General features: G+C 72.1%; 20 protein-coding genes. 8 read left to right on the forward strand and 12 right to left on the reverse strand.

What is annotated here, in order from left to right; translation table 11 throughout:
* Nucleotides 1-12: 12 nt before the first annotated feature.
* Nucleotides 13-927, reverse strand: a complete 915-nt coding sequence (locus tag ACIPY5_RS11335) for an ABC transporter permease (protein WP_400970592.1) — start codon at nucleotides 925-927, stop codon at nucleotides 13-15.
* On the reverse strand, nucleotides 924-1,778 hold the full coding sequence (locus ACIPY5_RS11340) for an ABC transporter ATP-binding protein (RefSeq protein WP_309338947.1): 855 nt from the start codon (nucleotides 1,776-1,778) through the stop codon (nucleotides 924-926). The genes ACIPY5_RS11335 and ACIPY5_RS11340 overlap by 4 nt, the downstream gene beginning before the upstream one ends.
* A gap of 161 nt (nucleotides 1,779-1,939) precedes the next feature.
* Here ACIPY5_RS11340 and ACIPY5_RS11345 point away from each other — a divergent pair, with 161 nt between their 5' ends.
* Nucleotides 1,940-3,625: an ATP-binding protein gene (locus ACIPY5_RS11345; protein ID WP_400970596.1), complete on the forward strand. Its 1,686-nt coding sequence runs from the start codon at nucleotides 1,940-1,942 to the stop codon at nucleotides 3,623-3,625.
* Nucleotides 3,622-4,338: a response regulator gene (locus ACIPY5_RS11350; RefSeq protein ID WP_400970599.1), complete on the forward strand. Its 717-nt coding sequence runs from the start codon at nucleotides 3,622-3,624 to the stop codon at nucleotides 4,336-4,338. Before ACIPY5_RS11345 ends, ACIPY5_RS11350 begins: the two co-directional genes overlap by 4 nt.
* A 165-nt stretch (nucleotides 4,339-4,503) precedes the next feature.
* On the opposite strand, the gene ACIPY5_RS11355 is transcribed toward ACIPY5_RS11350, so the two are convergent.
* From ACIPY5_RS11355 to ACIPY5_RS11395, 9 genes are all read right to left on the reverse strand, one after another.
* Nucleotides 4,504-6,420 carry a protease pro-enzyme activation domain-containing protein gene (locus tag ACIPY5_RS11355; protein ID WP_400970602.1) on the reverse strand — a complete coding sequence of 639 codons (1,917 nt, stop codon included), beginning with the start codon at nucleotides 6,418-6,420 and terminating at the stop codon, nucleotides 4,504-4,506.
* A gap of 169 nt (nucleotides 6,421-6,589) precedes the next feature.
* Nucleotides 6,590-7,009: a hypothetical protein gene (locus ACIPY5_RS11360; protein ID WP_400970605.1), complete on the reverse strand. Its 420-nt coding sequence runs from the start codon at nucleotides 7,007-7,009 to the stop codon at nucleotides 6,590-6,592.
* Nucleotides 7,006-7,476, reverse strand: a complete 471-nt coding sequence (locus ACIPY5_RS11365; RefSeq protein ID WP_400970608.1) for a hypothetical protein — start codon at nucleotides 7,474-7,476, stop codon at nucleotides 7,006-7,008. The genes ACIPY5_RS11360 and ACIPY5_RS11365 overlap by 4 nt, the downstream gene beginning before the upstream one ends.
* A gap of 68 nt (nucleotides 7,477-7,544) precedes the next feature.
* Entirely contained in the window at nucleotides 7,545-11,417 is a 3,873-nt protein-coding gene (locus ACIPY5_RS11370) for a LamG-like jellyroll fold domain-containing protein (RefSeq protein ID WP_400970611.1), read from the reverse strand.
* 59 nt (nucleotides 11,418-11,476) lie between these two features.
* On the reverse strand, nucleotides 11,477-13,669 hold the full coding sequence (locus ACIPY5_RS11375) for an alkaline phosphatase family protein (protein WP_400970614.1): 2,193 nt from the start codon (nucleotides 13,667-13,669) through the stop codon (nucleotides 11,477-11,479).
* A 313-nt stretch (nucleotides 13,670-13,982) separates the two neighbouring features.
* A complete protein-coding gene (locus tag ACIPY5_RS11380; protein ID WP_400970617.1) occupies nucleotides 13,983-14,723 on the reverse strand; it encodes a GntR family transcriptional regulator in 741 nt (246 codons plus the stop codon).
* A gap of 135 nt (nucleotides 14,724-14,858) precedes the next feature.
* Nucleotides 14,859-15,209 (reverse strand): hypothetical protein, encoded by a 351-nt coding sequence (locus ACIPY5_RS11385; protein ID WP_309338924.1) that lies wholly within the window; start codon nucleotides 15,207-15,209, stop codon nucleotides 14,859-14,861.
* Nucleotides 15,210-15,480: 271 nt separating this feature from the next.
* A complete protein-coding gene (locus ACIPY5_RS11390) occupies nucleotides 15,481-16,143 on the reverse strand; it encodes a response regulator (RefSeq protein WP_400970620.1) in 663 nt (220 codons plus the stop codon).
* The gene (locus ACIPY5_RS11395) at nucleotides 16,140-17,351 is read right to left on the reverse strand and encodes a sensor histidine kinase (protein ID WP_400970623.1); all 1,212 of its coding nucleotides are present in this window, start codon (nucleotides 17,349-17,351) and stop codon (nucleotides 16,140-16,142) included. The genes ACIPY5_RS11390 and ACIPY5_RS11395 overlap by 4 nt, the downstream gene beginning before the upstream one ends.
* 120 nt (nucleotides 17,352-17,471) lie before the next feature.
* On the opposite strand from ACIPY5_RS11395, the gene ACIPY5_RS11400 reads away from it, so the two are divergent.
* Nucleotides 17,472-18,053, forward strand: a complete 582-nt coding sequence (locus ACIPY5_RS11400) for a GNAT family N-acetyltransferase (RefSeq protein ID WP_400970626.1) — start codon at nucleotides 17,472-17,474, stop codon at nucleotides 18,051-18,053.
* 46 nt (nucleotides 18,054-18,099) lie between these two features.
* Here ACIPY5_RS11400 and ACIPY5_RS11405 read toward each other — a convergent pair whose 3' ends face one another.
* Nucleotides 18,100-18,291, reverse strand: coding sequence for a hypothetical protein (locus ACIPY5_RS11405; protein WP_045249567.1), 192 nt, complete (start codon nucleotides 18,289-18,291; stop codon nucleotides 18,100-18,102).
* Between the two features lie 146 nt (nucleotides 18,292-18,437).
* Here ACIPY5_RS11405 and ACIPY5_RS11410 point away from each other — a divergent pair, with 146 nt between their 5' ends.
* The 5 genes from ACIPY5_RS11410 (at nucleotide 18,438) to ACIPY5_RS11430 (ending at nucleotide 22,630) form a co-directional block, all read left to right on the forward strand.
* Nucleotides 18,438-18,836: a RidA family protein gene (locus ACIPY5_RS11410; protein WP_309338907.1), complete on the forward strand. Its 399-nt coding sequence runs from the start codon at nucleotides 18,438-18,440 to the stop codon at nucleotides 18,834-18,836.
* A 145-nt stretch (nucleotides 18,837-18,981) separates the two neighbouring features.
* Nucleotides 18,982-19,932, forward strand: a complete 951-nt coding sequence (locus tag ACIPY5_RS11415; RefSeq protein ID WP_309338904.1) for an ABC transporter ATP-binding protein — start codon at nucleotides 18,982-18,984, stop codon at nucleotides 19,930-19,932.
* 1 nt (nucleotide 19,933) lies between these two features.
* Complete coding sequence (locus ACIPY5_RS11420; protein WP_309338902.1) at nucleotides 19,934-20,752, forward strand: ABC transporter permease; 819 nt, start codon at nucleotides 19,934-19,936, stop codon at nucleotides 20,750-20,752.
* Between the two features lies 1 nt (nucleotide 20,753).
* Complete coding sequence (locus ACIPY5_RS11425) at nucleotides 20,754-22,010, forward strand: sensor histidine kinase (RefSeq protein WP_400970633.1); 1,257 nt, start codon at nucleotides 20,754-20,756, stop codon at nucleotides 22,008-22,010.
* Entirely contained in the window at nucleotides 22,007-22,630 is a 624-nt protein-coding gene (locus tag ACIPY5_RS11430) for a response regulator transcription factor (protein ID WP_400970637.1), read from the forward strand. Before ACIPY5_RS11425 ends, ACIPY5_RS11430 begins: the two co-directional genes overlap by 4 nt.
* The last annotated feature ends 24 nt before the right edge of the window (nucleotides 22,631-22,654 follow it).

Genomic DNA, 22,654 nt, shown 5'->3' on the forward strand with positions numbered 1-22,654 from the left:
GGGAGGGAGAGCTCAGATCGACGACGCCTCGGACCGCGTCGGCGGACGCCAGCGCAGCACCTGCTTCTCGAGCAGCGAGATGAGGTACTCCGCGACGAGGGTGAAGACGGCGATGATGACCATGCAGGCGAACACCGTGTTCGGGTCGAAGGATCCCTGCGCCTGGCTGATGATGAGGCCGATGCCGCGCTGCGCGCCGAGCACCTCGGCGACCAGCGCGCCGATGATGGCGAACCCGAACGCGGTGTGCAGGCTCGCGATGATCCAGGTCATCGCGGACGGGATCGTGACGTGACGGGCGACCTGCAGGGGGGATGCACCCAGCACCCGCACGTTCGAGATGAGGTTCGGATCCACCTCCCGCACGCCCTGGAAGGCGTTGAAGAAGACCGCGAAGAACACGAGCACCGCGGCGAGGAGCACCTTGGCGGGCATCCCGAGGCCGAAGGCGACGATGAAGATCGAGCCGAGCACGATGCGCGGGATCGCGTTGATGATCTTGATGTAGGGGCCGCACACCTCGGCCAGATACCGGTTGCTGCCGAGCAGGATGCCGGCGATCATGCCCGCGAGCGTGCCGACCGCGAAGCCGAGCAGAGCCTCCTGCACCGTGACCCAGAGGTTCTCCCAGATGGATCCGAAGGCCGTGCCCTGGGTGAACAGGTGCACGAGGCTGTCCCACACCGCGGTGGGCTGGCCGAAGAAGAACTTGTCGACCCAGCCCATGGCGGTGAACAGCTGCCACCCGCCGAAGACCACCACGGCCACGGCGATCCGGCCGACCCACACCCAGACGGTGTGACGGCGGCGGGCACGGCGGCCCGCGGCCTGCAGTTCGGCCTCGCTCTGCTCCGGTGCGCTCACCGTGCTCGCGGAGCGGCGTCCGGTGGCGTCCGCGGACGGCACCCGGACCGTCGCGGCGGTCATGCTGCCACCGCCGCGGTCTGCGCGTAGGCCCGGTCGACCTCTTCGCGCAGCGACTCCCAGATCTGACCCTGCAGCTCGAGGAAGCGACCCTCGTGCCGGATCTGCTGCACGTCGCCGCGCGGGCGGGGCAGGTCGATCTCGAACACGTCCTTCACGGTGCCGGGGCTCGAGGTCATGATGACCACCCGGTCGGCGAGGGCGACCGCCTCGTCGAGGTCGTGCGTGATGAAGAGCACGGAGGGACGCAGCTCCTCCCAGAGCTGCAGCAGCTCGGTCTGCATGATGGCCTTGGTCTGCACGTCGAGCGCACCGAAGGGCTCGTCCATGAGCAGGATCCTCGGCCGGTTGATGAGCGCGGCCGCCATCGCGACGCGCTTGCGCATGCCGCCCGAGAGCTGGTGCGGGTACCGGTCCTCGAACCCGGCGAGTCCGACGCGGCGCAGCCAGTCCAGGGCCAGCACCGTGGCCTCCTTCTTGGGCGTGCCCGTGAGGACGGGGCCGACCATGACGTTGTTCAGCACGGTCTTCCAGGGGAACAGCGAGTCCGCCTGGAACATGTAGCTGACGCCCTGCGTGATGCCGTCGACGATGCGTCCGCCGACGCTCACGGATCCGGCGCTCGGGCGCTCCAGCCCCGAGACCTGCGCGAGCGTCGTCGACTTGCCGCAGCCCGTCGGTCCGACGATCGCGCAGAACTGCCCGGGCTCGACGCTCAGCGTCACGTCGCGGATCGCGGTGAAGGTCTGTCCCTTCGGCGTCAGGAAGCGCTTCGTCAGCCCGACGATGTCGATGCGGGCGGCTTCGCCCGTCGTGTCGGCGACGGATCCTGCCGTCGCTCGTGTGTCACCCATGTCGAGACCTCTCTGTCCTGCGGTGGTGTGGATCGATGGTCGCGCCCGGCAGGACCGGCTGTCTCGCTTGCGCGCATTGCACGCCGTTGTGGGCGTTCCCGCATCTTTTGGGCGTTCTGCGCAGGGCCGCGGCACCGCCCGCAATGAGAGAATCCGGTGTGATGCGACGACGGATCCGAAGACTGTCGACCCTGATCCTGCTGGCTCAGGTCGCGATCCTCAGCGCCTCGCTGCTGATCGGCTTCGTGCTGTTCGCGGTCACCGCCCGCGCCAACCTCACCAGCGACTACCAGGACCGCGCGGCCGATATCGCGCAGACCTTCGCCGAGATGCCGGCCGTGCAGAACTGCCTCTCCTCCGGGGGCTCCGTCTGCGACGACGACGTGCAGCAGCTCGCGACGGCGACCGAGAAGCGCACGGGCGCCGCCTACGTCGTGGTCATCGACATGGACCGGGTGCGGCACTCGCACCCGAACCCGGCGCTCATCGGGAAGAAGGTCTCGGAGGACGTGGTCGCGCGGGACGGGAAGGTGCATCGCGCCACCGACGTGGGATCCACCGGCACGACCGCGAACGCCCGCGTTCCCGTCTTCGAGGGGGCGACGGACACGGTCATCGGCGAGGTGTCGGTCGGCATCAGGGAGTCGAGCGTCGCCGCCGAGCTGCTCGGCCAGCTGCCGATCTACGCGACCTGGATCGTGCTCGCCTTCGCGATCGGCACCGCGGTCTCGTTCGGACTCGCGGCGCTGCTCAAGCGCCGCACGTTCGGGCTCGAGCTCGACGAGATCGCACGGCTGCTGCAGGAGCGGGAGGCGACCCTGCACGGGATCCGCGAGGGGGTCATCGCGATCGACCCTGCGGGGCGGATCACGGTCGTGAACGACGAAGCCCAGCGCCTGCTGAACCTGCCGGAGGGCGCGCGCGGACGCCGCCTGGACGACGTGCTCGTCGCGAGCCCGATCCGCGACGCGCTCACCGGCACGACCGAGGTCAAGGACGCGATCGCCGTGACCGACGCGGGCGTGCTCGTGCTCAACCGCATGCCGGTCACGCTCGCCGGGCGACCGCACGGCGCGGTGCTCACCCTGCAGGACCGCACGGAGGTGACCGGGCTCACCCAGGAGCTCGACGGCGAGCGCAGCTTCGCCGAATCGATCCGCGCGCAGCAGCACGAGTTCTCCAACCGGATGCACGCGGTCGCGGGGCTGCTCGAACTGGGCCGCACCGATGAGGCGCTGCAGTACCTCGACGAGATCCGCGGCACCTCCGCCGACCTCGACCGCACCCTGCGCACGCACGTGGGGGCGCCCATGATCGTCGGCCTGCTTCTCGGCAAGGCCGCGGAGGCGAACGAGCGCGGGATCGACCTCGTGATCGCCCCGGAGACCGACCTCGGATCCGCGCCCGACCGACTGCAGGCGCTCGTCACGATCCTCGGCAACCTCATCGACAACGCCTTCGACGCGCTGGCCGACTCCCCCGCCCCGCGCCGGGTGACCGTGGCGATCGCGGAGACGCCGGAGGCGCTGACGGTGCGCGTCGCCGACAACGGCCCCGGTGTGCCGGACGACTCGGTGCCGCGCATCTTCGAGAGCGGCTACACGACCAAGCGCGGCTCGCGGTTCCTGAGCGCGGGCGCCGCGACGAAGGGCGCGCGGCACAGCGGGCTCGGGCTGTCGCTCGTGCACTCGACCGCGAGCCGCCTCGGCGGCACGGTCACGGTCGCGAGCGACGACGGCGCCGCGTTCACCGTGGTGATCCCGCGATCCGGGGGCCGGCCGGATCCGGGCTCGTCCCGCTCCGCGCGCTCGACGACCGAGTCCCCGACGCAGGGAGGCTCGCGATGACCGCTCCCGAATTCACGGTGCTCGTCGTCGACGACGACTTCCGCGTGGCGAGCGTTCACGTCGGCTTCGTCGAGGCGGTGCCCGGCTTCCGCGTCGTCGGCCAGGCCGGATCCGCCGCCGACGCGCTGCGGCAGGCCAGGGACCTGCGGCCGGATCTCGTGCTGATGGACGTCTACCTGCCGGACGGGGACGGCCTCGAGGTCGTGCGGCAGCTGCTCGCGGAGCCGGATCCTGCGACGGGCTCCGGATCCGCCCCCGCGGTGATCGTGATCTCGGCCGCGAACGACCTCGCCACGGTGCGCCGGGCAGTGCAGCTCGGCGCGCTGCACTATCTGGTGAAGCCGTTCGGGTTCGCGGAGCTCGCCGAGCGGCTGACGGCGTACCGGCACGCGCAGGAGCGGATCGCGGCGCTCGGCGATGCCGCGACACAGGACGACGTGAACCGCCTGTTCGAGCTGCTCCGTCCGACCGCCGCTCCCCCGCCCGAGGAGGGGCGCCGGCTCGCGCCGACCCTGCAGGCGGTGCTCGATGCGGTGGCCGCTCAGCGCGCGGACGTGTCGGCGCAGGAGATCGCCTCCGCCATCGGGATCAGTCGCACCACCGCGCAGCGCGCGCTCACCCAGCTGGAGCAGTCCGGGCTCGTCCGCCTCGAACTGCGCTACGGCAGCACCGGTCGCCCCGAGCACCGCTACGCCGCACGGCGGCCGCGCTGAGCCGGCGCGTTCCGGTCGTTGAGTTTCCGGTCGTTGAGCGAGGACGGCGCAGCCGACCGAGACGAAACGCGATGCTCTGCGAGAGCACCGCGTTTCGTCTCAGTCGCGCTGCGCGCGTCTTCGCTCAACGACCCCGATCAGTCGCTCGACGACCCCGAGTCGGGCTTACTGCACCCAGGCGGCCCTGGCGCTGCCCCAGCCGGTCTCGGTGTCCCAGCCCGGCCCGACCGACTGCGTCGTGGTCGCGCCGTTGAACGTGCGCACCGAGTAGGCGTACCCGCCCGAGGCGTCGAGGCCGTTCGCGAAGTCGACGCGGATCGCGCCCTTGTCGATGCCCGCCCCCGTCACGTCCTGGAAGCCCTGGCCGTGGGTGCCGTAGATCGTCGGGTTCAGCAGGCCGAGGCCGCCGCCGTTCGCCTGGATCTTGAGCGCCGTGATGCCGGCGAACAACGGGGACGCGAGGCTCGTGCCGCCGATGCGGTACGTGTCGTATGCGGCCTGGCCGGTGAAGGTCTGCGTTTGGCCGACGAGCATTCCGGTGGTCGGATCCCCGTCCATCGAGACGTCCGGGACAGCACGCCCGCCCATGGGGCTCACGATGCCGGCGTCCTTCTGGTACTGCGGCTCGGCGATGTTGGACGAGTAGCCGCCGCCCCCGCCGTAGAGGAACGCGTCGCTCTGAGTCCACGCGCCGTTCTTCAGCACGTACTTCGACGTCTGCCACCCGGTCTCGCCGGTGATGCCGGCGCCGGTGATCGCGGTGGACGTGCCGCCGACGGCCGTGACGTACGGGTCGGAGGCGGGGTAGTCGGTCTGCGGCGAGCCGAGCTTGGTCGCCTGGTCGCCGTCGTCGCCGCTCGAGAACGCATAGCTGATGCCCTGGGCCGCCCCCTGTAGGAACGCCGTCTCGTAGGCGAGGAACAGGGACGGCTTCACGACGTCACCGGATCCGCCCCAGGAGTTGGTCACGATGTTCGCGACGTTCTCGTCGTTGATGCGGGTGAACGTGTCGAGCAGATCCGGGTCCATGCAGCTCTTGCCCGCGTAGTAGCGGATGTTCGCGCCGGGTGCCATCGCGTGCACGGCCTCCACGTCGAGGGTCTCCTCGCCGTACCAGCCGGCCATGCCGCACTGGTGGTTCGACTTGTTGCTGTTGACGTTCGTGTACGCGTTCGGCACGTTCTGCGAGAACTGTCCCGCGACGAACGGCTTGTCGCCCGTGTCGGTCGCGTACCGGTTCGCGTCGGCCTCGATCGTCGGCGACGCGTAGGCGTCGGTGATCGCCACCGTGACGCCCGTGCCGTCGAGTCCGCCCGTGAGCCCGGCCTCATAGGCGTTCCGCAGCTGCGGGCCGGTGTATCCGCACGGCGAGTACGGCAGCGTCGCGCCGTCGAACGCGGGGAGCACGGTGCCGTCGGGCGTCGCGAGGTTCGCCGGCGTCGCGGATCCGTAGGTCTTGCCGCAGATCGGCGAGTTGCGGAATCCGCCGTCCGGCGGGGCCGGCTTCTGGGTCTTCGGATCCACGAAGGACGGCGTCGTGTCGAGTCCGTCCACCGCGATGACGGCGCCCGCGAGCTCTCCCGGGGCGGTCGCGGCGCCGTCCGGCGCCTGCACCGTGAGTCCGTCGTGCGTGTAGTTCGAGATCGTGACGCCGAACGCCTTGTTCGCGTTGCCCACGCCGCCGCTCACATCCACATAGCGGTGGCGGGGATCCACCGTGGTCTTCAGTCCCGCGCCCTGCAGCCAGGACGTGACCGCGTCGACCGTCGGCTGCGAGGCGTCGAAGGTCGCGTGGTACTGATCCGCGGTGAGGAAGTGCCGGTACTGCGCGGATCCGGGCGTCGAGACCGCGGTCGCGAGCGCTGCCAGAGCATCCATGCCTCCGGCCGGCGCGAGATACACGCGGGCGCTCACCGCGCCGTTCGCCGGACCGCCCTTGGTCGCGTTCTTGAGCCAGCCCGGTGTCGAGTTCGGGATCGGGGTCTTGGGCGGCGGGGCCGCGCTCGCGGCGCCTGCTCCGGCGACGGTGGCGGCGACGGTGGCGACGACCGCGAGGGTGACGCCGAGGACTTTTCTACGCATCCGGGATCTCCAGACATCAGGTTCGGTCCTCGGCGGTCGCCGGTGACCGAGGGTGATGCTATTCCCGTGCGCGGCGGCCGCGCGAGAGGGTCCGGAGCGTCGATCCCCGGCTCACAGCGCACGCATCGGGATCTCCCAGCCGGCGCATTCCCGCCGTTCGAAGGTCGGCTCAGGATCCGGTGACGTCGATCGCGACCTCACCCGTGATGTCGCCGACCGCGACCCTGATCGTGACCCGTCCCGGCCCCTCCGCGCGCAGCCCGAGCGAGCTCGCCACCCCGTCGGAATCCGTGGCGGAGGTCTCGAATCCGCCCGGGTACGTCGCGGGGCCCGAGACGACCTCGAATGTCGCGTCCTGCGCCGCGACAGGGGCGCCGTCGTCGGTCGCGCGGACGACGATCCGCACCTCGTCGCCGAGGGGCACCGCGCCCTCCGGGGAGACGACGCGGATCGCCGGTCCGTGCTGCGCGGCGTCGGCGGACGGCGAGGCCGAGGGCTTCGCCGTCCCGGCTCGGTCCGCGGTGCAGCCGGTGAGCAGGGCCGGCAGGAGCACCGCCAGCAGGGCGACCGCTCCCGCCGCCCGCCTCACGCCTGCACCAGGGTGATCACGAACGTCCGCGTCACCGGCCCCACGTGCACCAGCACCGGGAACGTGCCCGCGGCGAGCGCGACGATCGGCAGGATCAGGGTGCCGTCGGTGTCGATCGCGGCGGAGGCCAGCGCGCCCTGCAGCAGGACCGACTCGTCCCACGACGCGATCCCGCCCGCGTTCACGAGCTCCGCGGTGCCGTCGGCGGGGATCGGGCCGGATCCGGCGACCTGGAAGATCAGCGGCGCGGTGTCGCCCGCGGCCGAGAACGGGTAGGTCTGCGCGTCATCCACGGCGCCGAGGAGGTCGACCGTGATCGCGACCGAGGCCGAGGCCTGCGGCAGCGCGACCGCCGCCGCGATCACCGGCACCGACCAGGCGCCGGCGACGAGGGTGCGGCGCCGGGTCCATCCGCGGTCGCTCCGCAGAGCGCCGTCCTCATCCGGCACCGTGCTGTGGGTTGTCATGGTCCTGCCTCCTGCGTGGGTGTCTCCGCGGCGTCGGGTCCGCCGCGGACGGGATCCGGCGTCGGCGCTCATCGCGCCGCCGGGTAGGGGGTGGGGATCGTGGCGGCGCCGGATCCGTTCGTCAGCGTGACGGTCGCGGTCCCCGCGGGGATCGCGGCCAGCATGGTGCTGAATCCGTAGGACACGGTCGCCCCCGGCGCGACCGCCGGGTAGGTCCTGGTGCCGTACTTGGTGGCGATCTTCACGTCGGCCGCGGCGGATCCGGTGTTCGTCACCGCGACCGTGAGCACGACCTTGCCCGAGACCACGGCCGGGGTGACCTTCACGTCGGCCGTCAGCGCCGGGGCGGGGTCGACCACCGTGATCTGCGGCAGGCTCGCCGTGCGATCGCGGAACGCCGCGGTGATCGTCACCGCTCCCGCCGTCGGGGCCGTCGCGCTCGGTGCGACGGCGATGCCGGCGGCGTTGGTCGAGACGGTCGCCGTGGTCGCGCCCCCGGCGAATGCGCCGCCCGAGATCGTGAACGCCACGTCGGCTCCGGAGACGCCGTTGCCCGACGCATCGACCACCTTCGCGCCGAGCCCTGTGATGGCCTCGCCGCGCAGGACGGTCTTCGCGGTGCCGAGGGGCTGCACGTCCTGCCCCGCGTCGGCGCCGGTCGCGGCGAGCGTGAGGCCCGAGATCGGCCCGGTCACGCCCTGATCCGTCGCCCGGTACTCGACGAGCGCCGCTGCCGTGCCCGGCACCGCGAACGGTGCGGAGTACGCCTGCCAGGCGCCGCCGTCGACGCGGTACTCGATGCCCGTCGATCCCGCGGGGACCGTGTGCAGCGTGACCGTGCGCCCCGCGGCGCTCGCGACCACGGCGGGCAGCGAGGACGGATCCGGGGCGCCCTTGCCGAGCGCGAACGAGGCGACGACGGCGCGGTGGTTGCTCGCCCAGGCGTTGCGGAGCACCGCGGTCGGCGACGGCCAGCCCGCGACGACCGTGTTCGCGCCGAGCACGCGCAGCGCCGAGCCGGCGAAGTGCACGGTGTCGATGCGGTCCTGCGGCTCATCCGCGCCGGTGGCCGTCTTCACGACGAGCGGCGACCAGGTGTCGCCGGCGTCGGCGGCCGGATCGGGGTTCGCAGTGCGATACGCGTCCGCGAGGCCGGCCTGCTGCAGGCGGGCGGGCACGGGCCAGTCCACCGCACCGACGCCGCAGTGCGCGTCGGCCGTGGCGGCGGTCCAGTCGGACCCCGACGGCGACTCCAGATCCGAGAGGACGACGACGGGGGTCGCCGCGGACGTCTCGGTCGCAATGGCCGCCGCGAACGCGTCGACCTGGGCGTAGCGGGTGCTGCCGCGCTCCGCCGCGACGAGCGCGGCGGGATCGGTCACCCCGTCCAGGCACGCGGCCTCGGGGCCGTAGCCCGTGCGGTCCAGGCCCATGGTCCACACCCGCACGGTGCGCCCGAGCAGGTCCACGGTCGCGCCCAGGCCCGGCTGCTCGCCGACGACCGTGCGCGCGCTGAGCGGGTGCGGCGAGATCAGGCCGACGCCGCCCGGCCCCTCGAGCGCGTTCCAGCCGAGGGCCTTCGCGAGGGCTGTCGCGGCGGTGCCGCCGTCCTGCTGCACGCCGATCACGTCGAAGCCGTTCTCGGCGATCACCGCGAGGTTCTTCAGGGCGGCGTCGTTGACGTGCCCGCCCGCGTCCCAGAGGTTCCAGGTCACCGCGTCGAAGGGCACGGCGGCATCGGCGGCGAGCACCGGGACTTCGACCTCGATCCGGGCGGTGGTCGTGCCGTCCGTCGCCTCGACCGTGAGGAAGGCCGGGTCGGCCGGCGCGGACGTCGGCGCCGTGCCGGTCACGACGCCCTGCGCGTCGACGTTCAGCCAGTCATCGCCCTCGACCTTCGTGTAGGAGGTGACGGATCCGCCGTTCCAGAGCCCGGCGACGGTCTGCGAGACCGCACCGCCGGCGCGCACCGAGGGCGCGCGCAGCACGCCGGACACGAAGCCGCGGGCGAGCGTCGATCCGTCGGTGACGACGTCGCCGGAGTGCGTCGCCATGTAGTCGTTCTGGATCTGCGCCGCCGAGATCGCCCGGTCGTAGAAGTCGAAGGTGTCGATCGCGGCGTTCACGAAGCCGTCGCCGTCGTCGAGCAGAGAGCCCTCCGCACCGACCCGGAACGGGTAGCCGCTGACCAGGGAGAAGCCGGAGCCGAGGCTCGTGCTCTGCGCGGTCTGCTCCCCGTCGACGAACGTCGTCATGGTGCTCGCGGCGCGGTCGACGACCACGGCGACGTGGTGCCAGGATCCGATCACCGACGTGCGGCTCGCGTCCGCGAGGTAGTTCTGCGTCGTCGACGTGCCGTTCTGACCGAAGCAGCCGCGGAGGATGCCGGGGCTGCCCGCCGTGTTGTAGAGCGTCGCGCCGCGGTTGTAGCAGTGCCGGAAGTCCTGGTTCGAGACGATCGGCGAGTCGGAGCTCGACGAGGCCTCCTTGAGCCAGAACGTGTACGAGAAGCTGCCGGATCCGTCGGTGTGGCCGGGGACGAGCGGGAGCGAGAAGAAGTTCACGCCGCGCGTGCTGCCGTCCGGCGCGTTGACGTAGGCCGCCTTGCCGGTGGTACCGGCGACGTAGGACGGCGTGCCCGACCAGGTCGCGTCGTTGCCGCGGCCGGAGGAGTCGGGGATCGCGGCGCCGTCCGCGGTCTCGAAGTCGTAGGAGGCGAACGGGGCGACCGCATCGCCCGATGCACGCAGCCTGCTCCAGATCGCGGAGAGCGTCACCGTGGTGTTCGCGCGGACCGTGAGGTCTGCGACCGACTGGCCGTCGGCGTAGACGACCTGGCCCTTCGGGCTCAGCGCCCACCCCTGGAACTGGTAGCCCGGGCGCACGAACGCGTTCGCCGGCAGGGTCGCGGACTTCCCGATCGTGAGCGTCTGCGCCGCGATGTCTCCCGAGGTCGCGCCGTTGCCGTCGAACGCGACCGTGTAGGCGCCGGAGTCGGGCTTGAGCGCGGAGTAGTCGTCGGCGATCTGCGCGGAAGGCAGCACCGCGTCGTAGAACCGCAGATCGTCGATCGCGGCGTTCACGTAGCCGTCGCTGACGTCCTTCTCGCTGCCGCTGAACCCGCCGATGTTGAAGGCGAATCCGCTCTTCAGGTTCGTCGCCGTCGTCACCTCGCCCGCCGCGGAGCGCTTGGTCTCGACCCCGTCGGTGTAGACGATGATGACGTTCGCAGCGCGGTCGACCGTGACGGCGACGTGGTGCCAGGATCCGGCGATGTTCGGGGTCGCCCCGTTGATGTAGCGCTTCGTGCCGCCCGCAGTGGTCCCCCAGCACGCCTGCAGCACGCCCTGCGTGGTCTGGTTGTAGAGCGTGAGACCCGCGTTGTTGCAGGACGCGAAGTCCTGGTTGCTCATGAGCGTGCCGTAGGAGGTGCGGCTCTGCTCCGACATCCAGAACTCGTAGGAGAAGCTCCCTGCGCCGTCGGTCTTCCCCGCCACCAGGGGCAGCTTCACGTAGTTCGTGCCGAGGCCGATCGTCGCCGCGGACCCCGAGACGCCCGGGCGGTAGCCCGGGGATCCGACCCAGCGCGCGTCGTTCCCGTTGCCCGAGACGTCCTTCACAATCGAGCCGCTGTCGGCGTCGAACGTGTAGGCCGCGACGGGCGCGATCGCCCCCGGGATCGCGGCCCGTGGAGCGGGCGCGGGCGGTGCCGGCGTCGCGGGTGCGGGCGACGGCGCCGTGGTCGGCTCCGGCGCGGGGTCCGCGGTCGGCGGCGACGACGACTCCGGGGCGGGAGCAGGCGTCGGGGCGGCCGAGGACGACGGTGCGGGGGTCGGATCCGCGACCGCCGCGGGCGTCGCCGCGAACGTCGAGACGACGACGGCGGCGCCCGCGAGGGCGGCGAGGGCGAGGCGGCGCAGACGCCGGCGCGGGTGGGGCATTCGGGACTCCATCGGATCGGGTGCGGGCGGGATCGGGTGCTCGGCAGGGTGGATGGGGGTCAGGCGGGCAGCTGGGCGACGCGACCGGCGTAGCGGTGCTTCCAGCCGCTGTTCGTGTCGGCGGTGACGACGACGTCGTAGTAGCCCTCGGACGTCGGCCAGGTCACGGTCTCGGTCGCGCCGGGCTTGACCCAGATGCGCTGCGCGGTGCCGGCGTGGTCGTTCGGCGTGAGCGCGTAGTGCACGCTCTGGCGGCCGTCGTTGTGCAGCGCGATCGTGACGGTCGGCGTCTCGCCGGCCACGAGGTCGACCTCGATGCGGGGCACGGCGCCGCCGTTCTGGCCTGCGGGCAGGACCGTGCCGGCGTGCGCGCGGACGAAGCCGTCCGGTCCGTACACGGAGAACGCGTAGCGGCCGTCCTGCGCCGTCGCATCCCAGACATGCGTCGCGGACTTGGTCCCGGTGACCGTGTAGGGGGTGTTCACGAAGGGCAGGTACTTGTCGGGGAACGCCTGCAGGCTCAGCGCCTTGCCCTGCGGCCCTCCGACCACGCTGAGCTGCACGCTGACCTTGCCCGTCTTGCGGTCCTCCACGAACACGCCGTGCGGGTGGTACGAGAGTGGCCGGTGCTTGAGCGGGGTGCTCGACCACTTGTCGGCCGGCGGCACCTGGGTGCCGATCGTGCCGCCCGCGCGGGCGATCTGCACGAGGGCGTCGGTGTCGGGCAGCGAGGGGACGTCGATCACCGGGTGCGCGAAGTCCATCGCGCTCGTGAGGTCGCCGCTGATCCCGCGGCGCCAGGCGCTGATCGTGGTCGACATCGCGGGGGTGCCGATCGCGGTGGTCCAGGTCTCGAGGAAGCGGATGAGCGAGGTGTGGTCGAAGGTCTCGGTGCCGACCCAGCCGCCGCGCGTCCACGGCGAGACGAGGATCGTCGGGATGCGGGCGCCGTAGCCGATCGGGGTGGATCCGTTGTACTCGCCCGGGGTGCCCGGCTCGGCGAACGGCGGCAGCACGTGGTCGAAGTAGCCGTCGTTCTCGTCGAACGTCATGATCAGCAGCGTGCTCTTCCAGATCTCAGGGTTGCTCTGCAGCGTCTGGATCACGCGGTTCGAGAAGTGCGCGCCGTGCTCGGGGTTCGCCGAGGGGTGCTCCGACCAGCTGTACGGCGCGACGATCCAGGAGACCTGGGGCAGCGGATACGGGGCGCCCGGCTTGCACGCCGCGATGAAGTCCTTCAGCACGCCGTTCAGGTTGGCGTCGCTGTCGTTGTTGACGACGCCGGTCGAGGCGTAGGGCGCGGAGCCTGCCCGCCACACCAGGCCCGTGCCGGCGGCGTTCTTCGTCGCGTCGGCGCGGTTCGCGAGGTCCTGTGCGGACGAACCCGACGTCGTGAAGGCGTTGAAGCCGCGGATCGGGTTGTCGGTGTAGTCGCCGACCCAGCTGGATCCGTTGTTCGTGTTGTCGACGTAGATCCGCCATGAGACGCCCGCGGCCTGCAGCGCCTCGGGATAGGTCTGCCAGGTGCGGTTGCCGTTGGACTCGCCGCCGTTGTCGACGACGCCGCCCGAGGTGCCGGTCCACGCGTAGAGCCGGTTCGGCGTGGTCGGCCCCATGACCGAGCAGTGCCAGTTGTCGCAGATCGTGTAGGCGCTCGCGAGCGAGTACTGCCAGGGGATCTCCTCACCGGAGACGTAGTGCATGGTGTTGGCGCCCTTGGCGCCGATCCAGTTGTTGTAGCGTCCCCCGGCCCATGCCGAGGTGCTGCCCGAGTACGAGTGGTCCAGGCCCGTGGTGGTGCCGGCGACCGTGGTCACACGGCTGGGCTTGACGAACGAGGATCCCTGCGGCTGGGAGAAGACGTCGGTGCCGTTCTGGAACCGGAGCGCCTGCTTGTCGTCGAAGCCGCGCACACCCGGGAGGGCGCCGTAGTAGTGGTCGAAGGACCGGTTCTCCTGCATGAGGACCACGACGTGCTTGATGTCGGTGATGTCTCCCGAGAAGCCCTCCGGCAGCGCGTAGGCCCGGGGCGTGCCGGCGGCGGTCGCCGCCGTGCTCGCTCCCCCGGCGGCCGAGGCCGAGGAGGCCGTCGCTCCCGCGCCGAGGCCGGCGCCGACGGCGGCGGCGCCGCCCAGGAGGCCGAGTGCGCGCAGCATGCCGCGACGGGTCATGCCGCTGTGCAGCACCTCGTCGGGGACCGTGCGGGGACGCTCGTAGGGATCCGGGCGGAACGGGACGGGCTCGCTGGACATGGACGCTCCTCGGGACGACGGGGCACCCGGGGCGGGCGCCGAGATCGAGGACAGCAAGCCGAGGGGAACAGTCGGTGAACGCAGGAGGACGGGCCGGTGGCATCGGCCCGGTGCACCGCGGATCCGGCCGCCGAGCGTGCACACTGGGCTGTTTCCGGCCGCCCACCGGTCGTTGAGCGAGCCGCAACGCGCGCGTGCTCCGGTCGTTGAGCGAGCCGCAGGCGAGACGAAACGCGGCGCCTACACCGGTCGTTGAGCGAGCCGCAGGCGAGACGAAACGCGGCGCCTCGCGGAGCAGCGCTTCGCCCCCGGCTCAGAGCGCGGTGCGGACCGTCTGCCCCGCCGCGATCTCGAACGCGATCGCCCCCGCGCGATAGCGGTCCACGCCGAGCTCCACGAGCCGTCCCTCGCGGGTGGTCGTGGTGCGTCCGACCTGCAGCAGCGGGCTCGAGCGGCGCACGCCGAGCAGCGCCGCGTCCTCCGTGGTCGCGGCGGCCGCCTCGATCCGGTGGTTCGTCGAGGCGACGCGGATCCCGGCCTCGGCGAGCGCGACCGTGGTCGAGCGCACGTCGTCGGGAACCTGCGTGATGACCTCCGCGACCCAGGGCGCCCAGACCGAGCGCTCGATCATGACGGGCAGTCCGTCCAGCGTGCGCAGCCGCACGAAGCGGAGCAGCGGCTCGCCGAGCCGGATCCGGAACTGCTGCGCCTCGCGCGCATCCGCCGGTCCCACGGTGCGCGAGGTGATCGCGCCTCCTGGGACGCGCCCTCCCTCACTCGCCCACTCCGTGAACGACTGCATCCGCGCGAAGCCCTGGGTCTGGTGCGCGGCCTGGACGATCCATCCGCCCCTCGGCCGGGAGACGACGAGCGAGAGGCGCGCGAGCCGGGCGAGTGCTCCGCGGATCACGCTGCGCGTCGTGCCGTACTCGGCGCTCAGCATCGCCTCGCTCGGCAGGCGGGTGCCGGCGGCGAAGTCGCCCTCGGAGATCCGCCGGCGCAGCTCCGCGGAGATCTGCGCCGTGCGCGAGCTCTCGCGGGATCCCTCGGTCACTTCCCGCCCCCGTGCGCAGGGGTGGGAATCGGCGGCCGGAGCATGCCCCCATTCTCGCGCACGCGCGCCGACGGCCCGCCATGCACGGGCATGACGGGCCGACCGGTCGGTGGATCAGGCCGCCTCGTGGGCGGTTCAGGCCTCCGGGCGGTTCGCGCGGAGCACCTCGAGGCGGGCGCGGTACTCGGTCTCGTCCACGTCGCCCTTGGCGAAGCGGTCGGCGAGGATCTGCTCCGCGGTGCGGCTCTGCGCCGCGCCGCCCTGCGCCGCCGCCCAGGGCGCCTGGGCTCCGGGAGCGCCGGGAGCGCCGTGCCAGGCCCACGGGCCGGGACCGCCCCAGCGACGACGCCGCACGAGGAGGGCGATCAGCAGGCCGACGATGACGAGGAACATCAGCGGCCCGATGATGAAGAAGGGCCAGAACGGGGCCATGCCCATGCCCCAGTGCCCGGGATGCGCGGCGATGGCCGCGACGGTTGCGATCATGAGTGACCATCCTTGGATCGATTCGGTCGCTTCTCGACCGATGGATCCAGCCTCGTCATCCGCGCCCTCCCCCGAATCCGGCCCCGGGAGTGATTCCCCCTGCTCCCCCGGGAGTACGCCCCGCCTCGCGTCCCCCCCCCCACTTCCGAGTCGTCCCCGTCAGCGGAGCCCATGGCGTGCGCTGGCGGGGACGACCCGAAGAGGTGGCGCGCCCCACTTCGAGTCGTCTCCGTCAGCGGAGCCCATGGCGTGCGCTCAGGGGGACGACTCGTTACTGCCAGCCGGGGGCGACCAGGCCGGTCTCGTAGGCGATGACCACGAGGTGCACGCGATCGCGGGCGTGCAGCTTGGCCATGATCCGCGACACGTGGGTCTTCGCGGTGAGCGGGCTGAGGAACAGCCGCTCCGCGATCTCGTCGTTGGTCAGCCCCAGGCCGACGAGGCGCAGCACCTCGCGCTCGCGCTCGGTGATGCCGTCCAGCACCGCCGGCTCCGGCGCATCGCGGAGCCCCACCGTCAGCCGCTCCAGCAGGCGCTTGGTGACGCCGGGCGAGAGCAGCGCGTCACCGGCCGCGACGACCCGCACCGCGCGCACCAGGTCCGCCGGCTCCGTGTCCTTCACGAGGAACCCCGCCGCTCCGGCCCGCACCGCGCGCACCACGTACTCGTCGAGCTCGAACGTCGTCACGATCACGACATGCACGTCCGCGAGGGCCGCGTCCCCCGCGATCTGCTCCGTGGCCCAGAGTCCATCGCCGTCGGGCATGCGGATGTCCATGAGCACGACGTCCACGGGCGTCGTCCGGATCCGCTCGAGCAGCTCGCGTCCTCCCGCCGCCTCCGCGACGACCTCGATGCCGTCCTCCGCGTCGAGCAGCGCGCGGAAACCGGCCCGCACGAGCAGCTGGTCGTCCGCGAGCGCGACCCGGATCACGATGCCCTCCCCCACGGCAGCCTGGCCACGACGCGCGCGCCGCCCGCCTCGCCGTCGCCGATCTCGATCGTGCCGCCGAGCAGCGCCGCCCGCTCCCGCATGCCGAGCACGCCGCCGTGTCCCGAGACCTCCGGATCCGCTCCGCCGAAGCCGCGGCCGTCGTCGGTCACCGTCACCACGAGAACCGGATCCGGCTCGTCCCGGCGCTCCAGCACCACGCGCACGTGATGGGCTTGCGCATGCCGCACCGCGTTGGTGAGCGCCTCCTGCACGATCCGGTACGCGGCGAACTGCGCCGCGCGGCTGGGCGCGCGGCCGGCGAGCTCGTCGTCGAGCTCGATGTCCAGCCCCGGCGCGGTGAGGCCGGCGATGAGCCGAGGGAGCTCCGCGAGCTCGGCCTGCGGGACGAGCGGCACCTCCCCGTCGCGGAGCACGCCGAGCACGCCGCGCACCTCTTCCAGCGCCAGCTTCGAGGTGTCCTTCACGTTCTGCAGCGCGGTGCGCGCCTGCTCGGGGTCGCGGTCGAACAGGTGCAGCCCGACGCTCGCCTGCACGTTCATCTGCGACAGCGCGTGCCCCAGCACGTCGTGCAGCTCGCGGGCGATGCGCACGCGCTCGCGCTCCTCGGCGCTGCGGCGGTGACGCTGCGCATCGGCGCGCATCGCGGCCATCCTGGCCCCGCGCGTGCGCACGAAGGCGCCGACCGCGAAGCTCGCGGCGAGCGCCAGCGTCGCCGCCACGATGAGCCCGGGATGCCAGATCCGGCCGATCGTGACGCCGACGAGGATCGCGGCGACCCACGCGGTCGCGACGGAGGCGGCGGCCCAGACCGCGGCCCCGCGGACCACCGCGATCGCGATCGCGAACGCCAGGGCGAGGTACGGCGGCCCGTAGACGGGTGTGGTGAGCACGTCGAGAAGTGCGAGCGCGGACACGACGGCGACCGTCGGTCCGGGGAAACGCCGCGCCGCGAGCAGCGCCAGCGGGCCCGCGACCGCGAGCGAGAGGTGCAGCGCCATCCGCCAGTGCAGGCCGTGGCCGGCGTGCGCCGCGACCCAGACCGTCGCGGGCAGCTGCACGAGCAGGCACAGCACGACCGGCGCGATCAGGCGGAAGCGCGGGGGCGGCCCGGCCGGGATCCGCCCGGTGTCGGGCCCGAACGCCGCCGCCCTGCCCCACACGGCGTGTTCGAGCGGCTGATCCGGCATCCTCCGATGCTAATCGCGCCGCGCAGGAGGCGGATCCTCCGGAGGTGTGCCCTCGGCGTACTCCCCGCGGAGTACGCCGCGCCACCGCCCGCCCGGGCCGACGCCTGCTAGACAGGGAGCATGACCTCTCCCGGGATCACCTGGCCGCGTCCTGCCGGCCCTCTGGAGCTGCGCCTGCCGACGACGGAGGCGCTCGACCGCGTGCTCGCCTGGCGGAACCGGCCGGAGGTGACGAACTGGCTGATCCGCACCGAGGTGGATCCAGAGGCGTTCCGGCGCACGTGGCTCGACGGCCTCGCGGATCCGGACGACCACTCCGCGATCGCCTTCCTCGGGGACGAGGTGGTCGGCACGGTGTCGCTGTGGCGCACGGATGCGATGGGGCAGAGCCACGTGCCGGACGGCCCGTGGCGGAACGCTCAGGCCGGGATCGGATACACGATCGACCCCGCGCAGGCGGGGCGCGGATACGCGACCGCCGTCGCCGGGGCGCTGCTCGCCCTCGCGTTCGACGACCTCGGCGTGCATCGCGTCACCGCGGGGTGCTTCGCCGACAACATCGCCTCATGGCGCGTGATGGAGAAGCTCGGGATGCGCCGGGAGCAGCACGGTGTGCGCGATTCCTGGCACGCCGAGCGCGGCTGGATCGACGGCTTCACCTATGCGATGCTCGCCGACGAGTGGCGCGCACAGCAGCGCTGACGAACCGCGAGGCCGCCGCCCTGACGAGACCGCGACGCGGTGGGACTCAGTTCTCCCAGGAGCGCGAGCGCTTGGTGGCGCCGCCGGGCTCGCGCATCATGTACGCGAGGGCGAGGCTGATCGCAAGGATGCCCGCGACGAAGACGGGACCCTGCCATGCGGGCAGGCCGGGGGCGATGCCCAGCAGCACGAATCCGCCGAGGAACAGAATTCCGAACACGATGTAGTGAAGGATCACCGGGCAACCTCCTGTTGAGCCTCTCGAGTCTATCGCGCCGCACCGCACGGCCTCGACCCGACCGCCCCGCGGGCATGCCCGACCGCCTCGCGAGGATGCCCGACCGCCCCGCGAGGATGTCGGGGCCCGTGGCTACGCTCTCGGGCATGAGCATCTCCTACCCGCACGTCCCGGGGCTCGTGCACAGCCCCGCGTTCAGCCATGTCGCCGTGATCCCGCCCGGATCCACGATGATCCACGTGGGCGGCCAGAACGGCGTCGACGAGACCGGCACAGTGGTCTCCGACGACGTCGCCGTCCAGGCCGCGCGCGCCCTCGACAACGCCGCAGCGGCTCTGGCCGCCGCCGGCGCGACCCTCGCCGACGTCGTCGGCTGGACCGTGCTGCTCCATCAGGACGCGGATCTGCGCGCGGCCTACGGCGCGGTCGGTCCGAAGCTCGCACGCGAGGGCGCGCCGCCGCTCGTCACCGCGGCGCTCGTGGCGGGCCTCGGGGTGCCCGGCGCTCTCGTCGAGATCGGCGCCGTCGCCGCGCTCGCACCCTGAGCCTGCTCTCTCACGCGCCGACGCCCCTCCCCCTCCGCCATCCGGTCCCGGGCCTGTGACGGATGTCATGGCGGATCCATGACATGGTTCATCGTGCACCTCGCGCCGCACGGAGCAGACTGGATGACATGAACGAGGCGACATCATGAGCGAAACCCAGACGGCGCAGACCGTCACCGCGGCGCCTGCCGCGCCGCATCCCGCGATCACCGCGACCGGGCTCACCAAGCACTTCCGCGGCTTCACGGCCGTCGACGGCGTGGACATCTCCGTCAAGCAGGGCGAGGTCGTCGCCTTCCTCGGGCCGAACGGCGCGGGCAAGACCACCACGATCGACATGCTGCTCGGCCTCTCCCAGCCCGACGCAGGCCAGGTGTCCCTCTTCGGACTGACGCCGCGTCAGGCCATCGGCCGAGGCCTGGTCTCGGCGGTCATGCAGACCGGGGGCCTGCTCAGCGACGTCACCGTGCGCGACACCATGAAGCTCACCGCGTCGCTGTTCACGCACACCACGAGCATCGACGCCGCGCTCGAGCGGGCCGGCATCGCCGACATCGCCGATCGCAAGGTGCAGAAGTGCTCCGGCGGTCAGCAGCAGCGGCTCCGGTTCGCGATGGCGCTCGTGTCGGATCCGGGCCTCATCGTGCTCGATGAGCCGACCACCGGCATGGACGTGGAGGGCCGGCATTCGTTCTGGCAGGCGATCCACGCCGACGCCCAGCGCGGACGCACCGTGCTCTTCGCGACGCACTACCTCGAAGAGGCCGACCAGTACGCCGACCGGATCGTTCTGATCCGCAAGGGGCGCATCGTCGCGGACGGTACAACGGCCGAGATCAAGGCGATGGCCTCCGGGCGCACGGTCGAGGCGGAGTGGGAGGACGCGAACGGATCCGGCCAGGCCGAGATCGCCGCCCTGAACGGCGTCGACTCGGTCGAGGTTCGCGGCCCGCGCATCATCATCCGCGCGAACGACTCCGATGCGGTCGCCCGCCACCTGCTCACGCGCACCTCCGCGCACGACATCACGATCACCAGCCAGAACCTGGAGCAGGCGTTCCTGCAGCTCACGGGCGACGACACGGAAGGGGAATGACATGACCACCGCCACCGAGCGCCTGGACCGGATCGATCCGTCGTCCCGCCGCGTACCGCCGATGGGCGGCTTCAGCCTCACCTTCCTCGGCGTCGAGCTCAAGCGCCTGTTCCGCAACTCCAGCGTGGTCGTGTTCACGCTGATCTTCCCGATCGCGATGCTGGTCATGATCGGGCTGCCGAACAAGAACACCTCCATCTCGGGCGTCCCGGTCAGCCAGGGCGGGATGTCGGCCGCCGTGCCGATCATGATCTCGATGGCCGTGTACGGCGCGATGGTCGCGAGCACCATGACCGGCGTCTCGGTCGCCGCCGAACGCGCCCAGGGCTGGAGCCGGCAGCTGCGCCTCACGCCGCTGAACCCGGTGGTCTACATCCTGGTCAAGGTCATCTGCGGACTGGTCCTCGGCGGCATCGCCGTGCTCGTCACGCTGATCGTCGGCGCCGCGCTCGGCATCTCCGCCCCGCTCGGCAACCTGATCCCGGCGGGCGTGCTCGCCTGGCTGAGCTCGCTCATGCTGACCAGCCTCGGTCTCGCCGTCGGCTATGCGTTCCCCGCGCAGAACGCGATGCGCTACCTCGGCCCGATCCTGCCGATCCTGAGCTTCATGGGCGGCCTGTTCGTCCCGCTCGCGATCATGCCCGAGGCGGTGCAGGTCGGTGCCAGGTTCACGCCGCTGTGGGGCATCGCCGAGCTCTCCCAGTCGGCTGTCATCGGTGTCGTCCCGAACGGCTGGGCCGTGCCGAACCTCATCGCGTGGTTCCTCATCTTCACGGCGCTGGCCGTGCTGATGTTCCGCCGCGACACCAAGCGCGTCTGACGTGACGGACGACGCCTGCGACGAGCAGGGCGTGCCGGCTCCGGCCGCACGCCCTGCTCGTCGTGCGGGCCGGTTCGGTTTCGTGCGGCGCTTCGGCATCCGCGAGGGCGGCTTCCTCGACGCCCCCTCGCTGGACGGCGTCACGGGGTGGGCCCGGCTGCGGCTCACGATCGGCGCCCCCGGCGCCAAGCGCTGGTATCCGGGCGCCCTGATCAGCCAGGTCTTCATCATCGGGTTCATCCTGGTGCCGATCCTGACCCAGCTCCCCGCACCGGGCTCCTGGTTCTGGGGGCTCGCGGTGGTCGTCTACGGCGCGCTCTTCACGTTCTCGTTCCCCGTGGCGATGGCGTTCCCCGACCGCTGGCGATGGCTGCCGCCGGCGGGGCTCCTGCTGCTGTCGCTGCCCTTCCTCATCGTGCTCGGGCCCGACCTGTCCGGACTGTGGACGTACGTCGCCGTCTCCGCGGCGCTCTGCTTCGGCGGCGACTTCCGCGCCATGATCGCCGTGTTCGGGCTGTCGGCCGTGTCGTTCGTGATGAATCTCATCGACGGCGCCTTCCAGCCGACGAGCACCCCGCCCTGGACGATGCCGCTCATCATCCTGTCGATCGGCACTCTGATGGCGGCCTTCACCCGCAACCTGCAGACCCTGGCGCAGCTGCGCCGCACCCAGAAGGAGCTCGCCGTCGTCGCCGTCGAGGAGGAGCGCAACCGCGTCGCCCGTGACATGCACGACATCCTCGGGCACTCGCTGTCAGCGATCTCGCTCAAGGCGGATCTGGCGGCGAAGCTCGCCGATCGGGATCCCGCCGCCGCCGTGACGGAGATCCACGAGGTGCAGACCCTCGCCAGGGCCACCCTCGGCGACATGCGCGCGGTGGTGTCCGGCTACCGTCAGGTGCGGATCGCGAGCGAGCTCGCCTCGCTGCGCACGCTGCTGCCCGCCGCGGGCATCACGGCGCACCTGCCCACGACGACGGACGAGGTGCCGGAGCGCAACCGCGAACTGTTCGGATGGGCGCTGCGCGAGGCCGTCACGAACGTGATCCGGCACGCCGGGGCGACCAACTGCTGGGTGATGCTGACCCCGGGGCGCATCACGATCGAGGACGACGGCGTGGGGCCGGCGCCCCGCCCCGCCGACGAGCCGACCGGCACCGGCCTGCACGGACTCGCCGAGCGCGCGGCCGATGCGGGCGGCGCGCTGCGGATCGGCCGCTCCCGCCACGGCGGATTCCTGCTGGAGGTCACGGCATGACGGCGAAAGCGCCGATCCGGATCCTGCTCGCCGACGACCAGGCGCTCGTGCGCGGCGCGCTCGCGACGCTGCTCGGCCTCGAGGACGATCTCGTGGTGATCGCGCAGGTCGGCCGCGGCGACGAGGTGCTCCCCGCCGCGCAGGAGCACCGCCCCGACATCGCCCTGCTGGACGTCGAGATGCCCGGCATCGACGGGCTCACCGCCGCGGCGGAGCTGCGTCAGGCCCTGCCCGGGGTGCGGATCGTGATCGTGACCACGTTCGGCCGCGCCGGATACCTGTCCCGCGCCCTGTCCGCGGGCGTCGCCGGCTATGTGGTCAAGGACACCCCGGCGTCCGAGCTGGCCGACGTCGTGCGGCGCGTGATGCGGGGCGAGACCGTGATCGACGCGGCCCTCGCCACCGACGCGCTCACGGCGGGTCCGTCGCCGCTGACGCCTCGCGAGACCGAGGTGCTGGCCGCCGCCCGCGACGGCGGCACGATCTCGGATGTGGCCCGCGCCCTGCATCTCTCCGAGGGGACCACGCGGAACCACCTCTCCTCGGCGATGCAGAAGCTCGAGGCGCGGACGAGGGCGGATGCCGCACGGATCGCCCAGGAGCGCGGCTGGCTGCTCTGAGCGCGGCGCTCATGATCGCGTCAG

The sequence above is a fragment of the Microbacterium sp. NPDC089698 genome (assembly GCF_044749045.1).
Classification (GTDB): Bacteria; Actinomycetota; Actinomycetes; order Actinomycetales; family Microbacteriaceae; genus Microbacterium.

Bases quoted from the DNA above. Each gene is read 5' to 3' on its own strand.
- ACIPY5_RS11335 (WP_400970592.1), bottom strand. From the start codon at position 927: ATGACCGCCGCGACGGTCCGGGTGCCGTCCGCGGACGCCACCGGACGC.
- ACIPY5_RS11340 (WP_309338947.1), bottom strand. From the start codon at position 1,778: ATGGGTGACACACGAGCGACGGCAGGATCCGTCGCCGACACGACGGGC.
- ACIPY5_RS11345 (WP_400970596.1), top strand. From the start codon at position 1,940: ATGCGACGACGGATCCGAAGACTGTCGACCCTGATCCTGCTGGCTCAG.
- ACIPY5_RS11350 (WP_400970599.1), top strand. From the start codon at position 3,622: ATGACCGCTCCCGAATTCACGGTGCTCGTCGTCGACGACGACTTCCGC.
- ACIPY5_RS11355 (WP_400970602.1), bottom strand. From the start codon at position 6,420: ATGCGTAGAAAAGTCCTCGGCGTCACCCTCGCGGTCGTCGCCACCGTC.
- ACIPY5_RS11365 (WP_400970608.1), bottom strand. From the start codon at position 7,476: ATGACAACCCACAGCACGGTGCCGGATGAGGACGGCGCTCTGCGGAGC.
- ACIPY5_RS11370 (WP_400970611.1), bottom strand. From the start codon at position 11,417: ATGCCCCACCCGCGCCGGCGTCTGCGCCGCCTCGCCCTCGCCGCCCTC.
- ACIPY5_RS11375 (WP_400970614.1), bottom strand. From the start codon at position 13,669: ATGTCCAGCGAGCCCGTCCCGTTCCGCCCGGATCCCTACGAGCGTCCC.
- ACIPY5_RS11385 (WP_309338924.1), bottom strand. From the start codon at position 15,209: ATGATCGCAACCGTCGCGGCCATCGCCGCGCATCCCGGGCACTGGGGC.
- ACIPY5_RS11395 (WP_400970623.1), bottom strand. From the start codon at position 17,351: ATGCCGGATCAGCCGCTCGAACACGCCGTGTGGGGCAGGGCGGCGGCG.
- ACIPY5_RS11400 (WP_400970626.1), top strand. From the start codon at position 17,472: ATGACCTCTCCCGGGATCACCTGGCCGCGTCCTGCCGGCCCTCTGGAG.
- ACIPY5_RS11410 (WP_309338907.1), top strand. From the start codon at position 18,438: ATGAGCATCTCCTACCCGCACGTCCCGGGGCTCGTGCACAGCCCCGCG.
- ACIPY5_RS11415 (WP_309338904.1), top strand. From the start codon at position 18,982: ATGAGCGAAACCCAGACGGCGCAGACCGTCACCGCGGCGCCTGCCGCG.
- ACIPY5_RS11420 (WP_309338902.1), top strand. From the start codon at position 19,934: ATGACCACCGCCACCGAGCGCCTGGACCGGATCGATCCGTCGTCCCGC.
- ACIPY5_RS11430 (WP_400970637.1), top strand. From the start codon at position 22,007: ATGACGGCGAAAGCGCCGATCCGGATCCTGCTCGCCGACGACCAGGCG.